Annotated in this window: 13 protein-coding genes; 1 reads left to right on the top strand and 12 read right to left on the bottom strand. The window is 64.2% G+C overall.

The window, feature by feature from the left end; all coding sequences use genetic code 11:
- Window positions 1–39: 39 nt before the first annotated feature.
- The 11 genes from murG to bshC form a co-directional block, all read right to left on the bottom strand.
- Window positions 40–1,146: an undecaprenyldiphospho-muramoylpentapeptide beta-N-acetylglucosaminyltransferase gene (murG, locus tag BW934_RS10850; protein WP_076347996.1), complete on the bottom strand. Its 1,107-nt coding sequence runs from the start codon at window positions 1,144–1,146 to the stop codon at window positions 40–42.
- Window positions 1,143–2,258: a stage V sporulation protein E gene (spoVE, locus tag BW934_RS10845; protein ID WP_076348146.1), complete on the bottom strand. Its 1,116-nt coding sequence runs from the start codon at window positions 2,256–2,258 to the stop codon at window positions 1,143–1,145. The genes murG and spoVE overlap by 4 nt, the downstream gene beginning before the upstream one ends.
- 77 nt (window positions 2,259–2,335) lie before the next feature.
- A complete protein-coding gene (gene murD, locus BW934_RS10840; protein ID WP_076347994.1) occupies window positions 2,336–3,712 on the bottom strand; it encodes a UDP-N-acetylmuramoyl-L-alanine--D-glutamate ligase in 1,377 nt (458 codons plus the stop codon).
- 27 nt (window positions 3,713–3,739) lie between these two features.
- Window positions 3,740–4,705, bottom strand: a complete 966-nt coding sequence (gene mraY, locus BW934_RS10835) for a phospho-N-acetylmuramoyl-pentapeptide-transferase (protein WP_076347992.1) — start codon at window positions 4,703–4,705, stop codon at window positions 3,740–3,742.
- A gap of 12 nt (window positions 4,706–4,717) precedes the next feature.
- The gene (locus BW934_RS10830; protein WP_076347990.1) at window positions 4,718–6,214 is read right to left on the bottom strand and encodes a UDP-N-acetylmuramoyl-L-alanyl-D-glutamate--2,6-diaminopimelate ligase; all 1,497 of its coding nucleotides are present in this window, start codon (window positions 6,212–6,214) and stop codon (window positions 4,718–4,720) included.
- A 61-nt stretch (window positions 6,215–6,275) separates the two neighbouring features.
- Window positions 6,276–8,252, bottom strand: coding sequence for a stage V sporulation protein D (locus BW934_RS10825; protein WP_456151138.1), 1,977 nt, complete (start codon window positions 8,250–8,252; stop codon window positions 6,276–6,278).
- An 88-nt stretch (window positions 8,253–8,340) separates the two neighbouring features.
- Window positions 8,341–10,533, bottom strand: coding sequence for a penicillin-binding protein (locus BW934_RS10820; protein ID WP_076347986.1), 2,193 nt, complete (start codon window positions 10,531–10,533; stop codon window positions 8,341–8,343).
- A gap of 4 nt (window positions 10,534–10,537) precedes the next feature.
- On the bottom strand, window positions 10,538–10,930 hold the full coding sequence (locus BW934_RS10815; RefSeq protein WP_234969739.1) for a septum formation initiator family protein: 393 nt from the start codon (window positions 10,928–10,930) through the stop codon (window positions 10,538–10,540).
- Window positions 10,927–11,877: a 16S rRNA (cytosine(1402)-N(4))-methyltransferase RsmH gene (gene rsmH / locus BW934_RS10810; protein ID WP_076347982.1), complete on the bottom strand. Its 951-nt coding sequence runs from the start codon at window positions 11,875–11,877 to the stop codon at window positions 10,927–10,929. Before rsmH ends, BW934_RS10815 begins: the two co-directional genes overlap by 4 nt.
- Window positions 11,878–11,894: 17 nt before the next feature.
- Window positions 11,895–12,326, bottom strand: coding sequence for a division/cell wall cluster transcriptional repressor MraZ (mraZ, locus tag BW934_RS10805; RefSeq protein ID WP_076347980.1), 432 nt, complete (start codon window positions 12,324–12,326; stop codon window positions 11,895–11,897).
- Window positions 12,327–12,494: 168 nt separating this feature from the next.
- Window positions 12,495–14,132, bottom strand: coding sequence for a bacillithiol biosynthesis cysteine-adding enzyme BshC (bshC, locus tag BW934_RS10800; protein WP_076347978.1), 1,638 nt, complete (start codon window positions 14,130–14,132; stop codon window positions 12,495–12,497).
- A 94-nt stretch (window positions 14,133–14,226) separates the two neighbouring features.
- Between bshC and ymfI the strand changes: the two genes are divergently transcribed.
- Window positions 14,227–14,976: an elongation factor P 5-aminopentanone reductase gene (gene ymfI, locus BW934_RS10795; protein WP_076347976.1), complete on the top strand. Its 750-nt coding sequence runs from the start codon at window positions 14,227–14,229 to the stop codon at window positions 14,974–14,976.
- Window positions 14,977–14,979: 3 nt separating this feature from the next.
- Here ymfI and BW934_RS10790 read toward each other — a convergent pair whose 3' ends face one another.
- A complete protein-coding gene (locus BW934_RS10790; RefSeq protein ID WP_076347974.1) occupies window positions 14,980–16,239 on the bottom strand; it encodes a Ger(x)C family spore germination protein in 1,260 nt (419 codons plus the stop codon).
- Window positions 16,240–16,362 lie beyond the last annotated feature (123 nt).

Here is a 16,362-nt window from a genome sequence, read left to right as displayed (position 1 = left end):
CAACCGCATCATATGCCCAGATCGGCGAAGGGTGAGTGACTAAGCGCGCCGCTCGCCCGCGACCTCGAGGACGAGATCGCCGAGCCTTTGCACAGCGTCCGGCCGGCCGAAGCTCCGGGCTCGCTCGCGGATGTCATCCAGCGGGCCATTGAGCAAATCCGAGAGTTCACGCCAAAGCCTATCGGCCGTCAGCTCGGCCTCCTTGACCACGCGCGCGGCCCCTGCCCGCGCGAGTTGCATCGCATTTTCCTCCTGGTGGTTGGCCGTGACATACGGGCTCGGCACCAGGATGGACGCCAGTCCAAGCGCGCAGATCTCCGCGAGCGTGCTCGATCCGGCCCGACTCACCACCACGTCCACGTGCGGCAGGAGTGCAGGCATGTCCGAGATGAACGGATGAAGCGTGACGTTTCGCGGCAAGGCGCTGAGCTGCGCTCGGATGGCGTCAAAGTGGTTCTCACCGGTCACAAACAAGACGCGCCAGTCGGGGTGATCCGCGAAACGCGGCAAAAGCTCGGCGACGATCCGATTCGCGGTCTCCGAACCGCGGCTGCCAAAGACGATGAGAATGACGCGTTGACCGCGCAGAATTCGGTAGGTGTCGAGCGCCCGACGCTTGTCCGCCGCGGAAACCTGCACCACTTCGCTCGCGCGCGGGTTGCCGGTGAACACGACTCGCCTCGCACGTGAAAACATCGCTTCGCTCTCGGGAAAGCAGACCGCCACGGCATTCACACGGCGCATCAGCACCTGATTCGTCAGCCCGGGCCGCGCGTTGCCCTCCCAGATGACCGTGGGCACGCCGAGTTTGCTCGCCGCGTAGATCACCGGCAGCGCGACAAAGCCACCCGTCCCGACTGCGACGTCGGGTTGAAATTCGCGCACCAGGCGAAGCGATGCGCGATACCCCCGATACGTGACCCAGAGCGTGCGAACGGCGTCCAACGACAGTTCGCGGCGAAGGCCTGCCGCCTCCACCGAGACAAACGGCAGACCGGCCTCAGGCACGATCCGGCTTTCGAGCCCGCGCTCCGTGCCCACGTACAGACATTGTGACCCTGGCACGCGCGCCGACACATGGCGCCAAAGGGAAAGGGCGGGGAAAATGTGCCCCCCCGTGCCCCCACCCGTCAACAACACCTTCATTCTACCATCCCCGCCTGCTTTGAAATGTTCAGCAGAATGCCGACGCCGCTCAACAACAGGGTCAGCGAAGAGCCTCCATAGCTGATGAACGGAAGCGTGATGCCCGTCGCAGGAATCGAACCCGTCACGACGCCGATGTTGATGAGGACCTGAACCGCAATCATCCCTGTGATTCCCGTGGCCAAAAGCGTCCCGAAGTCGTCGGGCGCGTAAAGCGCCGTGCGAATGCCCCGCCACAAAAGCACCGCGAACAACAGCAGCACCGAGGCGGTCCCCAGGAGTCCCAGCTCTTCGCCCACGATGGAGAAGATGAAGTCGGTTTGCGGTTCAGGGAGATACAAAAATTTTTGGCGACTGTGGCCGAGCCCGAGTCCCAGAATGCCGCCCGAGCCAAGCGCATAGAGCGACTGGATGATCTGGTATCCCTTGCCCAACGGATATTTCCACGGATCCAGGAAGGCGTAGATGCGATCCATCCGGTAGGGCGCCATCGCGACGAGACCTGCGAACCCGACGAGCCCCATGCCGAAGAGCGCCGCCAGATGCGACCAGCGCGTGCCCGCGACGAAAAGCATGATGAGTGTCGTCCCCATGATGACGACGCTCTGGCCGAGATCGGGCTCCAGCATGATGAGGCCCACGGCGACCAAAGCCAGCCCCATCGGCGGGACGAATCCGCGCCAAAACGAGTGCATCCGATCCTTTGACTCGGCGAGCAGGTGCGCGAGAAACATCACGAGCCCGAGCTTGGCGAATTCCGAAGGCTGGATGCCGAGTGACCCAATGCCGAGCCAGGCCTTTGAACCGCCTCGGTTCACGCCGACGACCAACACCAAGACGAGCATCGCGTAGCTGGCGAGCGCAATCTTGGGCGCGTGCCTGCGCCACACGTGGTAGTCCACGCGCGACAGCCAGACCATGAGCCCGACGCCGATCAAGGCCCAGAGCAGCTGGCGCTTGGAGAAGTAGAATGGGTCTTGAAAGCGCGTCGACGAGATGACCGACGAGGCGCTATGCACCATCGTCACGCCGAATGCCAAGAGCAGCAGAATGACGCCGATCAGCGTGAAATCGGGCGACGAGCCGGGCGACCTGTTCCGAGACACCGGCATAGACGGAAACACCGCGTTCCCTCCCTTCCGCGCGTTGCGGCGCGGTATGGCCCAAAGGCGGACCTTTGGACACGCTGTTACAGTCTATGCACGGCGTCTTTGAACATGCTGCCCCGCACCTCGTAGGAAGGGAACATATCCCAGCTCGCGCACGCCGGTGACAGCAGGACGACGTCCCCCGGCTTGGCCATCTCGCTCGCGCGGCGCACCGCCTCTTCCATCGACGACACAAATGCGCATTCCGTCACGCCCGCCCGGCGGACCAGGTCGCACAGTTTGTCCTTCGTCTCGCCCAAAAGCACAGCCGCGCGCACGCGGCCCGAGACGTCGGGAAGCAACGGATCGAACGAGATGCCGCGGTCGAGCCCGCCCGCGATCCACACCACGCCGTGATCGAACGAGCGAAGCGCCTGGCGCGCAGCATCCGGGTTCGTCGCCTTGGAATCGTTGTAGTAGCGGACGCCCGCCACCTCGCGCACGAATTCAAGCCGATGCTCGACGCCGTGGAACGTCGACAACACCTGCGCGATGGCGCTCGCCTGTGCGCCTGCTGCCAGCGCAAGCGCCGCCGCCGCTGCCGCATTCTGCAGGTTGTGCCGGCCGGGAAGCGCGACGTGATCCACGGGAAGAATCGGCACTTGTTCGCCGCCCTGGACGGCCACAAGCATCTCGCCGATCACGCCCACGCCGTCCTCGAACGGGGCTCCTTCCAGGCTGAACCCGTGCACGCGGGCCGCGAGCTTGTCTGCCCTGTCGCGGACAAGCGCCTGGTCCCAGTTGAGCACCGCGACGTCCTCCGGCGTTTGATGGGCAAACAGCTTCCACTTGGCCGCCTGGTACGCCTCATAGCTGCCGTGATAGTCCAGATGTGCCGGGTAGAAGTTGAGGAGCGCCGCGCCGCGGGGGTGGAACGTGTGCGTGCCATCCAGTTGGAAACTCGACACCTCGAGCACCAGCATGTCCCCCGGCTTATCCACCACGTCGCACACAGGGGTGCCAATGTTGCCCGCCACGATGGGGTTGAAGCCAGAAGCCTTCAGCATTTCTCCGACCAAGGTCGTGGTGGTCGTCTTTCCGTTGGATCCCGTGATGGCGTACACGGGCCTCGTTTCGAACCAAGAAGCGATCTCGACGTCCGTCGCGATCACATGCCCGCGCGCGACGAGCGCTGCGACGAACGGCTGATGATACGGGATGCCCGGGCTCTTCGCGACAAACTGCCACGCATGGCGAGTAAGCGCCTCTGGGTGGCCTCCGAGGACGAGCTCGACGCCGAGCGCCGCCAGCGAGGCCACGGCCGGATCGGACGCGTCCATGGCGCGTTCGTCGGTGGCCGTGACTCGGAACCCGCGCCGCGCAAGCAGTGAGGCGACCGCGGTCCCGCTCTTGCCCAGCCCGACGACAAGCACATCCCCGGGCGACTGCAGCCACGATTCAGGCGTGACACGGTTCATGGTGACCGGCTCCCCTCGAAGCAAAAGTCAGTGCGACACCACGGCGAGCGTGCCAAACGCGCAGATGAACGACGCGAGCCAAAACAGCATGACGACCTCCCACTCCGACCAACCGCTGAGCTCGAAGTGATGGTGGAGCGGACTCATCCGAAACACGCGCCGCCCGAACGTCTGGTACGAAAACACCTGAATGATGACGGACAAGGCCTCGATCACAAACACCAAGCCAAACAGAATCAGCGTGAGTTCGCTGTGGGTCAACACGGCCGCCATCGCGAGGCCCCCGCCGATGGCAAGCGATCCGGTATCGCCCATGAAGACCTTCGCCGGATGCCGGTTAAAGACGAGGAACGCCGCCAGTGCACCCACCATCGCCGCGCAGTACAAGGCGACGTCATAGCTCGTGTGCCAGTACGCGTACACCGCGTAGGCCGCAAACACCATGATGGCCGATCCCGACAACAATCCGTCGAGCCCGTCCGTCAGGTTCACCGCGTTGGTCGTGCCAACCAAAACCAGCATTAGAAACAGGATGTACAAAAATCCGAGCCGAATCGCATCGTCAGTGAACGGAATGTGCACGGACAAGGCCTCTTGGCCCTGTTCTCGGTATAAGAGCACAAACAGGATCACCGTGAGGAGCGCCTGCAAGACCACCTTTTGCTTGGCCGTGAGCCCCAGGTTTCGCTTCTTCCAGATTTTAATCCAATCGTCTGCCAGGCCAATCAGGCCGAAGCCCACGGTGGCGACGAGCATCATGACCGTGTCGAGGCTCCCAAACGCAAAGCGAAGCGTCGTCAGCACGACGGCGATGAGGATGATGACCCCTCCCATCGTCGGCGTGCCCGCTTTCTTCTGATGGTGCTTCGGCCCCTCCTCGCGGATCGACTGGCCAAACTTGAGGCGGTGCAGGAGCGGAATAGCGATGGGCCCCAAGAGCACGCCGATCACAAACGCCGCGAGCGCCGTCAGTGCCAGCGCCTGAATGTCCAACGGAAACGCCCCCTAGTCCCGCCCGAACCGCGCGCGTATCGCTCGGCGGGCTTCTTCGCGATCGTCGAAGTGGCGCCGTTCTGCGCCGATGATCTGGTAGTCCTCGTGTCCCTTGCCTGCGATGACGATCACGTCGCCGGGCTTCGCCTCCGCGACGGCGAGCTCGATGGCCCGGCGGCGATCCACTTCTTCGAACACCTTGTGCGCATCGCGCTCCGACACGCCGGCCCGCATGTCCGCCAAAATGGCAAGCGGATCCTCGCTGCGCGGGTTGTCGCTCGTAAAGATGGCGAGATCCGACCATCGAACCGCCACCTCGGCCATCTTCGGCCGCTTGGTGCGGTCGCGATCGCCCCCACAGCCGACGACCACCAACACCCGCTGCGTCGCGAACTCCCGTACGGCGGCGAGCACGTTCTCCAGGCCGTCCGGGGTGTGCGCATAGTCGACAAACACGGAGAACGGCTGCCCTTCGTCGACGCGCTCCATCCGGCCGGGCACGCTCGGGTAGGAGCGAATGGCCTGCTCGATGTCGGCCGGCGCGAGCCCTTCCACGAGCGCGATGGCCACGGCCGCCAAGGTGTTGTATACGTTGAACCGGCCAATGAGGGGCGTCTCGATGTTCAAAAGCCCCGCGGGCGACTGCACGGCGAAGCGGGCGCCCGAGGCCGACAGCTGCACTTCGCGCGCCCGAACGTCCGCGTCGCGATCGATGCCGTAGGTGAGGATGGGCGCCGCAGACGCCTCGGCCATCACGGGTGCGTACGGATCGTCCGCGTTGATGACGGCGTGGACGGCGCGCGACGGATCGTCCCCGATGCCGTTGCCGAGGCGGGAGAACAGGAGAGCCTTTGCAGCCGCATACCGTTCCATCGTACCGTGAAAATCGAGGTGGTCCTGTGTCAAGTTCGTGAACGCGGCGCAGGCAAACGATACGCCCGCCGCCCGGCGCTCGACGAGGGCATGCGACGACACCTCCATCACGGCGTGCGTCGCACCCTCGTCCACAAACCGCCGCAGGAGGCGGTGGATCTCCACGGCCTCAGGCGTGGTGTTGGGCAACGGCCAAGTATTCGATCCAAGCTTGGCGCCCACCGTGCCGATGAGCCCTGCCTTTTTGCCGGACGCGTCGAGCAGGTGGCGCACAATATGCGTGACGGTCGTCTTGCCGTTGGTCCCGGTCACGCCAATCACGCGCAGTTCGCGCGAGGGTCGCCCAAACAATCGGTCCGCGATGAGAGCGCTCCAATGGCGCGTGTCAGGCACAATGACCTGCGGAACGCCTTCTGGAACGTCTGCCACGCGCTCTTCGACCATCGCGGCCACGGCGCCGCGCTCCACAGCCTGGCCGACAAACCGGTGTCCGTCCACCGTATGCCCCCGAATGGCCACAAACAGGCTGCCAGGCTCGACCTCCCGAGAGTCCGTGGTGATGTTCACCACGTCCGGGTTCTCCGCATTCGTCACCTGAAAGTTCATGAAAGGCTGAAACAATTGTCTCAATCTCAAGGCGCCTTCCTCCCAACCTCCGGCGTGCCATTCGCAAATCTAGGGCAGTCGCCTCGCGATGTCAACCTCCGAGTGCAAAGGTGGCCACCGTGTGAATCGCTGACGCCTTTTGACCCCGGTACAGGCGGATGGTCGATCCCGGCTCCACCTGCGCACCGCCAGCCGGCGCCTGCGCGATAATCACGTCGCCCTGGCCGACGAGCTGCACGCGCAAATTAGCCGAGTTCTCGAGCGCCAGGTTCTGCGCCTCTTTCATCGTCAGTCCGACAAAGTTGGGCACCGTCACGGGCGGCACCTCGGGATAGCGGTATTTCTTCTTCAGCCCCTGCGTCTGCGGGGGCACGCCGAGCTCCCGCAACCCGTCGTCGAGAATGTTGCCGACAATCGGCGCCGCAATCACACCGCCAAACACGACCCCATGTTCCGGATGGGGATTGTCGATCGCGACGTAGCAGACGAGCGCCGGATCGTTCGCTGGTGCCATGCCGATGAACGAGACGATGTAGTGGCCAGGCTCGTATCGCCCGTTTTTCGCCACCTGCGCCGTGCCGGTTTTCCCGGCGATCCGGTAGCCGTCGCGATACGCCCTCGACCCGCTTCCGTTCGCCACGACGCTCTCGAGCGCGGCGCGCACCTCGGCTGCGACCTGGGGTGAGATCACCTGGCGGACGACCGTGGGCTTGGTCACGGAGACCACTCGGCCCGTGTCGGGATCGATGATCTCCGACACGAGGTACGGCTTCATCAGCTTGCCGCCGTTTGCCACCGCCCCCACGGCCATCACCTGTTGAATGGGCGTGACGGAGACGCCTTGGCCGAAGGCCGTCGTGGCCAACTCGAGCGGACCCACCTGGCTCGGCTTAAACAGGATGCCGTTGCCTTCCCCTGGAAGATCAATTCCGGTCTTCTGACCGAAGCCAAACGCCCGGATGTAGGAGAACAGCGCGTCCTTGCCCAGGCGCTCGCCAAGCGCGATGAAGCCCGGGTTGCAGGAGTTCTCCACCACGTTCAGAAACGACTCGGACCCATGTCCACCCGCTTTCCAGCAGCGAATGCGGTGACCCGCGACCTCGTAGTAGCCGGGATCGTAAAACCGATCGTTGAGATTCACCTTGTTCTCCTGCAGCGCAGCCGCCAGGGTAACAATCTTGAACGTCGATCCGGGCTCAAACGTCTGCCAAATCGCCAGATTGCGGTTATAGGTGGCCGGATCAGCTGAGCGCCAGTCGGCGGGCGAAAAGGTGGGATAGTTGGCCATCGCGAGAATGGCACCCGTCTTTGGGTTTTCGACGATCGCGGTCACGGAATCTGGGTGGTACTCGGCGACGGCCTGCTCGATCTCGCGTTCGACGAACTGCTGAATCTGCAGATTGAGCGTGGTCTTGATGTCATCGCCGTCGGTCGGCTCGACCACCGACTGGCCCTCTCCGGGGATGAGCTCGCCGTTCGCCTTGGCGTAGAAGGTGATACCGCCCTTTTTGCCGCTCAACACGGCGTTGTATTGCCTTTCGAGCCCTGTCAGGCCGACGTTGTCGTAACCCGTGATGCCGAGCACCTGAGCTGCGAGCGAGCCGTAGGGATAAGCCCGCTTCCCGTCCTCGGTGAGATAGATACCGGGCAGCTCCAGCTTGCGGATGGCATTGGCCTGCTCCTCGGACATCTGGCGACCGCCTGGGCGAATGTACACCATCAGTTCCCGCTGCGAGATCTGGCGCAGCACGCTGTCTGCGCTCATGTGGAGAATCGGCGCCAGCTTAGCAGCCGTCCCCGCCTTGTCCTTGATCTGGCTCGGCACAGCCACAATGGTCGGCGCACTCGCGGTGTACGTCAGCGGTTGCCCGTTGGACGCCAAGATACTCCCCCGGATGCCGGACAAAGGCACCGTGCGGTCCCACGACTGTTTCGCCAGGTTCGAGAGCCACGACGCTTGCCATCCCTGCACATACACCAGCCGCCCGATGAGCGCGCCGATGGCCGCAAACAACCCAAACAGCAGCATGACCAGCCGCCGCCTCATGAGTCCAGGAGTCACGCGCACAGACCTCGCCCCCAACGTCGCACAGCTTGTTCGCTGAGACTAGCCTATGCGCGCGTCCAGGGAATTAGAAGGGCTGGCGCCTTGCGCGTCAGCCCTGGGGCGACAAGCGAATCTGCACGGATTCCCCCGACTTCACCTGCGTACCCGCCGGAATCGACTGGCCCACGACGTACCCGGAACCCGAGGTGGTGACCTCGAGCCCCATCGCCGCGAGCAGGTTGACAGCATCCCGCAGCGGCAGCCCCGTCAAGTCCGGCATCGCGAACGAGCTCGCGCCGTGGTTGGCGAGCAGCGCATACAGCTTGGACCCTTTCGGCACCTGCACGCCGGGCGCCGGCCACTGCCGCTCGATCACGCCGCTTCCCCCAGTGAACATGCCCTGGAGTCCGGCGCCGGCGAGCGCCGCCTTAGCCTCTGCCTCGGTCATCCCGACGAGATTCGGCGTGTCGACGTAGGACACCTGTCCTTCCCCAGGCTCCGATTGAAGCGACTTGACGGCGCCCGTCGGGGGGATGTGATAGTAGTTTAAACACTCCTGCATGATGGCCCTGGCCACCGGAATGGCAACCGTGCTGCCCCACGCCTCGTCAGGCGCCACCTGCGGGTCGTACACCGTCACGTACACCACGACCTTCGGATCCTGCGCCGGCACAAAGCCGATGAACGACGTCTCGAACTTGCTTTGATAGTACGTCCCCGTGGCTGGATTCACAATCTGCGCCGTACCCGTCTTCCCCGCGACCTCGTAACCCGGGATGGCGGCGCCGGTGTCGATGCCATGCTTGGGATCGGACACGTCGAGCACCATCGTATCGCGAACTTCCTGGATCACGTTCTCAGGCAGAAACCCCTGGCGAATCACCGTGGGGCGATTCTCCTGAATCACCTTGCCAGAAGGCGAGATCACCTTGCTGATGATGTAGGGCCTCATCAAGCGCCCGCCGTTTGCGATCGCGTCCATCGCCATGATCTGCTGCATGGGCGTCACCGCGATGCCCTGGCCAAACCCGGCCGTCGCGAGCTCCAACTGTCCCTGTTCCGACGGAGGAAACAGGATGGACGTCGCTTCGTTCGGCAGATCAATCCCGGTGGGCTGCGTGAAGCCAAAGAGCTGCAGGTATTTGTCCAAATTAGGCCACCCGAGTGCCATCGCAATACGCGCGAAACCGACGTTCGACGACTCCTCCAGGGCCTGCTGGTACGTCAGCACGCCAAACCCGACGTAATTCCAATCGTGAATCGTCTGGCCGTCAATCGTGATCTGCCCCGACTGAAACGTGTCATAGAGGTTGATGGAGTGCGTCGCCAGCGCCGCCGCGAGCACGAACGGCTTGAAGGTCGAACCGGGCTCGAACGCGCTCGACACCGCCCAGTTCGAGGACAGGGCCTCTAGGCTGGCTTTCCAGTACTCGTTGGGATTGAAGTTCGGCCAGCTGGACATCGCGAGAATGGCGCCCGTCTGCGGATCCGAAACCACGATGGCCGCGTGCTGGGGATGGTATTTCTGCACGAGCGCGTCCATCTGGTCTTCGACGTAACCCTGAATCGTGTCGTCGAGGGTGAGTTGCACGCTGTCCCCTGGCTTCGCCGCCCTGATCACCTTCACGCTGCCCGGAATGGGAATGCCAGTGGGATCCTGCTTGTACGAGATGAGGCCATTTTGACCCGACAGGTAGGCATTCATCTCGAGCTCCACGCCGCTTTCCCCGACTCCCTTCACGACGTACCCGATGGCATTGGAGGCAAAATCCCCGTAGGGATACACCCGCAGTTCCGTCGGCGTAAAGGTCACACAGTTGTTCCACGCGGTCCGCGTGTCGTCAGGGGCCCACGCGTGCGCCGCAAAGGCCGCCTGGAGCTTGGATTTCACAATGGCCTCCACCGGCGTGGGCAGCTGAATCCACGTGCCGGACTTCGAGAGCAGTGCGGCGAGATCGGCCGCCTTTGCGCCGAGGATGGGCGCGAGAATCTGCGCCGCTTGATCGGCGTACGGCCGGATCGGCCCGAGCTCGATGTCGACATAGTAGGCTGGGACGTCGTACGCGAGGCGATTGCCCTGCGCGTCGAGGATCGCGCCTCGGGGAGCCAGGAGGGGTTCCGTCACGTCCATGACCTGTGCCGCGTCGCGCTTCAGCGTGCCGCCATAGACCCTCTGGACGTCGTACACGCGCCAAACCACAGCGCCGAGCGTCGCCACCATGGCGAGCTGCAGCGCCCACATGCGCCGCTTCGGCCGCTTCCAGCTGCTCGTGCGGCTTGTTCGCCTGCCACCCCGGTTCATGTCATCACTCGCCGTTCCCCTGAGTCGGAATCATCACTGGATTCTTGTAGACCATGTGCAGCTTGTTGATCGCGACATACAGGATGTGCGCCGGTTGTTCAAGCTCCGAAACCTGGGTCTCGAGGTTCGCGTTGATGGCTTGTTGCGACGCGATCGCGGCCTGAAGCTTGGCGTGCTCGTCGTTCAGTTCGTAGATCTGCGCCCCCTTGGCAGCGACCCACCACACGGCCGCAAAGCTCACCAGGCAGCAGATTGCAAACGTGGCTCTGTTCCACAGGCGCCTGCGTGCGGCGCGGCGATTCGCCTCGCGCGCATCCCGCTCGCGCATCGGCGCCGCTTGGCCCCACGCCTCGCGGCGCGTGCGAAGTTCCTGTTGCACGGCAGACATGGCATTCATCGCTCCCCATCATCCAGCTTTTCGAATGCGCGCAGCTTCGCCGATCGCGCGCGCGGATTGCGCTTCAGCTCTTCGTCCGAAGGCGTCACGGGCTTGCGCGGCACCATCCGCCCTTGCGGGGTTCGCCCGCATTGACACACTGGAAACTCCGGCGGACACGTGCAGCCCTGCGCCCAATCTTGAAACCTTCGCTTGACCACGCGGTCTTCAAGCGAATGGAAGGTAATGACCGACAGCCGTCCTCCCGGTTTGAGCACGCGAAACGCCGCCTCGAGCCCGCGCTCCAAAGCGCCGAGCTCGTCATTCACCGCGATGCGAAGCGCCTGAAAGGTGCGCCGCGCCGGGTGCGGGCCGGACCGCCTGGCCGGAGCTGGAATGGCCTCTTTGACGATCTCGGCCAACTCCGTCGTCGTCTCAATCGGTTTGTGCGATCTCGCGCGGACGATGGCCCGCGCAATGGCTGCCGCAAACCGCTCCTCGCCATACTCCCAGAGAATTCGGCGCAGCGCATCCTCGTCCCAGGTGTTCACAACCTCGCGCGCCGTCGTCGGCCGATCCTGGTCCATGCGCATGTCGAGAGGCCCCTCATGCCAGTAGCTGAAGCCCCGCTCTGGAACATCAAACTGGGGCGAAGACACGCCGAGATCGAACAACACCCCATCGACCGGCCCTGCGCCGAGCGAGTGCAAGCGCTCTTCCATCTCCGCAAAGTTGGCGTGAACCAGCGTGAGGCGGCTTCCGTAGCGGCGCTTGAGCGGGCCAGCGTGGGCAATGGCTGTTGCGTCCTGATCAAATGCGATGACAGCGCCGTCGGGCGCGGACCGCTCGAGAATGCGCTCGGTGTGTCCCCCGCCGCCGAGGGTTGCATCGACGTACACGCCCCCCGGCCGGGGCAACAGCGCTTCGACGGCCTCCTCCAACAGCACGCTCTCGTGCGCAAATTCCAAGGTCTCATCTCCTGCCATCAGAACGAAAAGTCGACAAGGTTCTCCGCAATCTCCGCAAATGACCGCTCGGCGTCGCTCGAATAGTGTTCCCAGACACCCGTGTTCCAGATTTCGACTCGATTCGACACGCCGATGAGCGTGCATTCTTTTTCAAGCTTCGCGTACTCGCGCAGCTTGGGCGGAAGGAGAATGCGGCCCTGCTTATCGACCTCGCATTCGGACGCGCCCGAGAAGAAGAAGCGCACAAACGCCCGCGCATCCGATCTCGTCATGGGCAGAGACTTGAGCTTCTGCTCGAGCGTGCGCCATTCGTCGAGCGGGTACGCGAACAAGCATTGGTCCAAGCCGCGGGTGACGATGAACGAATCCCCCAGCCCCTCCCGGAACTTGGCCGGGATGGTCAGCCGCCCTTTGCTGTCGAGGGAATGTTCGTATTCACCCATGAACAACGGCCTTCACCACCCGCTCGCGTAGGTCCCCCACTTTGCCCCACTATCCACCACAATCATACCTGTTCGCGGCGCATCGCCGATCTCCTGCTGCCTTCGCGCATTTTTTCGCAGCAAAAAGGCGATCGCGCACCCGAGGCGCGATCGCCTTGCATCCAAGCGGTCGGTTCAGTCGTCGATCACCACGTCAAGCACAGCGCCCATCTGGGCGATGGAGCTCCACGTGGGCAACGCGCCGAACGCGTCGGTTCCGAGTTCAATCCAGGCATTGAGAGGACAGAGCCGGCGCTCCTGAGGAGATCCATCCGGAAAGAGACATCGCTCGATCTGATACAGCTGCCGAATCTCATCCTGCCGCCGCCGCTTCCACGCGCGAATCACGCGGCGCTCCAAGTCCCTCCACGCCCGCTCCTCCACCTGCACATGCCGTTTCAGCACGCCAGCCAAGTCCAGCCCCGAGGCGCTGAATCCCTCCTGAAGGCGGGCGATCTCGGCGCGGACGCGCTCCATCCATTCGTCGACCTCGCGCCGGATGGGCTCGGCGACGTCGGCGACCACTCGCCCTGCGACGAGATCGATCGGCTCGCGCAGTTGCTCGAGCGTCAAGTCGTGCTTTCGCAAAAGGCGTGTGACGCTCGGCGGTATGAGGCGCATGCGCTGGCGCAGGATGAGGGGCGGCAATCGCCGGCCGTGCGCGTGAAACACGCCGCGAGCGAGCGGGTAGTACGCAATTTCGCTCGGCCCGCCCACATACGCCAGGGTGGGCAACACCACGTCCTGCACGACCGGACGCAACAGCACGTTGGCGGAGAAGCCCGTTGGATCCGACTCGCCCCGCTGCAACCAGTCGCTTTGCGACCCGGCCTCGCCGTGACCACGCGCGACAAGCCCCGGCCCGCCGCGCTCAAGCACAAAGCGCTTGCCGTCGATCACGGCGAACACGGTCGAATGAAGCGGGTCCCGCACCACCTCCGGCGCAAAGCCCGCCTGTTCCACCTCGGTATACGCGCCGGCGAGCGCCTCCTGCACCTCGTCCACCCGCAGGATGGCGTTGCGGAACACCGGCCAGGCGAGACGCCGAATGGCCGGAAGGCACGGATCGAAGAACACGAGGCCGTGATCGCCGAGGAGCTTCGCCATGAGCCGCGCGAACCACGTCGCAAGCGAATCGCCCTCCCGCCAAGCGCCCCAGACGGCGTGCAGCGCCTCGAGTTTGTGCTCGGCCTCCTGCAGGCGCGCATCCGCCTGACTCAGCACCGCCCGCACATCGTCGGCCGTGAGCGACTCACAGTACACCATGCGGTGCGGTTCAAATCGATGCGGCAGCTGAATGCGCGCAACCTCCCCTAGGCGATCGACGACGTACGCGTGGTTGACCTCGTCGGCGTCGTGATCCTCGGAGGCGATCCAAAACACGGGCACCACAGGGCGTTCCAGGCGCCGCTCGAGCTCGCGCGCGACGCCGATGGCGGTCAGGGCTTTGGCGAGGCTGTAGATGGGACCGGTGAAGAGCCCGGCCTGTTGGCCCGTCACCACGGCCAACGCATCCGGCTGCGCCAAGCGCTCAAGCGCCCGGTTTTGCGCCGTGGACGCGCCAATCTGCGCGTGATACGGGCGAAGCGCGTCCACGAGTGCGGCGCGCAGGCTGCCGCTGTACGTGTCCAAGACCGCGGAAGCGCGGGCGCGATAGGTGGCGATGTCACGCGGGTCCTGATCGTCGTAGAGGTGATGAACGCGGTGAAAGGCGAACAAATGGGCGTCGGCTAGTGGATTTCCGGTCGGCGCCTCGTATACCGTACACTTCAAGGAGAACTCGCCCCTTTGCTCTACCCAAAATGGCCACACTCATCATAACAACCGGGGCTAGGGATGTAAAACGGTAAGGAGATGAGGAAACCTCATGGAGCGCGGGGATGTATCGGGCCGAGTCGCCATTGTGTCAGGGGCTTCCGGCGGGATCGGGCGAGCGGTCGCGCTCGAGCTCGCTGCCCGCGGCGTGAAGGTCGTGTGCGGGTATTGGACGGGCCGTGATCGCGCGGAGGAGACGGTGCAAGCATGTGCGCGGCGCGGGGGGCGCGCCATCGCCGTTCAGGCGGACCTTGCGACGGAAGAGGGCGCAAGCCGGCTGGTCACGGCGGCCACCGCGCTAGGCGTGCCGTCCTTGGTGGTGCACGCGGCAGGTCGCGAGGCGCGGATCCTGGCGCACGAGATGTCCGCCGCAACGTGGCGCCGCGTGGTGGACGAGCATCTCTCGTCGGCGTTCTATCTGGCTCGGGCTGCCTTCCCTTACCTCCGGCGTTCACGCGAATCGGCCTGCGTCTTCGTCTCGTCCGTCTATGCACTGCGCGGCGCGGCGATGGAGGCGGCCTATGCGGCCGCCAAGGGCGGCGTCGTGGCGTGGATGAAGTCCCTCGCGCGCGAATGGGCGTCGATTCCCGTGCGCGTCAACGCCGTCGCACCGGGCCCGATTGAGACGCAGATGCTCGATCACCTCGCGCCCGAAGAGCGAGCGGCGCTGTGCGCCGAGATCCCGCTCGGGCGGTTGGGGCAGGCGGAGGAGGTGGCCGCGGCGGTCGCGTTTCTCCTGAGCCCCCAGGCCTCGTACGTCACCGGTCAAGTCATCGCGGTGGACGGCGGCTGGACGATGTAAACGTCAGCTCTTCTTTTGAATGGGTTCCAGCTGCACGCCGAAGCGCCGCACGTGGATCTGCACGTCGACATGCACTTTCGCGGTCTTGAGTTTCTCCTCCCATGGAAACGCGGCGAACTGTTGGTACGTCATGAACTTGCTTCGAATTGCCTTGGAAACGGGAATGACGTCCGCCTGATCGACGACAAGCAGGCGCTCGAGCAAGCGCTGCATGCGCTCAGACACCTGTTTGTCGAGCTCTTGTTCGAGCTTCTGGCGAGCCTGTGGCTCCGCGTAGTTGCGCGTGGACGAAATGTTGATCACGTCCGCATCCACGGGGACGTGCGCCGTGATGACCATGGGCTGGGACAGCGTGACCTGGTATTCGGCGGGCCGCTCCTTGTGAAGCTCCAGGCCGATGTCCCGAGACGGATCTTCCGGATCGCGCAATGTGAGCGTGGCGTGGTGGACACCGCCCTGCAGGAGCCGCAGGTACAGGCAATCCCTTCCCGTCACCTCGTCCACCATGCGGTCCTCCCGAAAGATGGCCGCGCCCATCCAGTCGACGGGATTCCCGCCGGACCGGCGCACGTCGCCCGCGCGGTACGACAGCCCTGGCGAATCCGGCATGTCTCCCTTTTCGACGTTTTCATTGACGGCGAATATCGGCGCCATGGCGTCCTCGTGAGGATTCTCCATGCCGTCAATCAGCAGCTGAATCGGGCACACAGGGGCGATGCCCGTGCGCTGCGAGACGAGCGCCACGCCGTCCGCGATGCGGGTGATGGCCGAATCGAGCATGGGCTGGAACGCCTTCATCGATTCGCTGGCCTTCCCTTTCGACACCGAGACAGGCACCGTCCGCCGAAATTCCCGATAGCGCGTCAGGGCCTCGATGTAGGGTTCCACACCTTGTTTCGCAAGGTCTTCCCCAAAGACGATGAGCGACAGGTGGGAAAACGTGATCGACCGCTCCACCGATCCGTTCGCTATCATCATGGCCTCGGGAATGCTTCTCGCGCGCACCGTGATGGGCTCCTTGCCGGCAAGCGGCTGCTGACCAGAGTGCGAGCTCCCGCCCGTCGGATTGACCGGCTGAGCGATGCGAAAGGTACAGTCGATGAGCCCGCCCGGCGCTTTGTCGATGCCGAGCACGCTGACGAACGCCTGCTGTTCCAACTCCTGTCGGTCATAGCATCCCGTTGTGCAAAAGGGCCCAACGAGCGCCAACGCCAACGTGAGCCAGCGCGATGCAGGGCGTTTTAGGCGGAGCGCAAACCGCATACCTCTCACCGTCCTCGCTCGTAGCATGGCTCGTGTTGGAATGCCGCATGCGTCCACTTCCCCTGCGCACCGCCGAGCCCCTCAGCGCCTGACGACCTGGGCCGTCGCCCAGCACCCATCAAG

This window comes from Alicyclobacillus vulcanalis, from assembly GCF_900156755.1.
In the GTDB taxonomy this organism is placed as follows: Bacteria; Bacillota; Bacilli; order Alicyclobacillales; family Alicyclobacillaceae; genus Alicyclobacillus; species Alicyclobacillus vulcanalis.
This window is presented reverse-complemented; position numbering and strand designations above follow the sequence as displayed.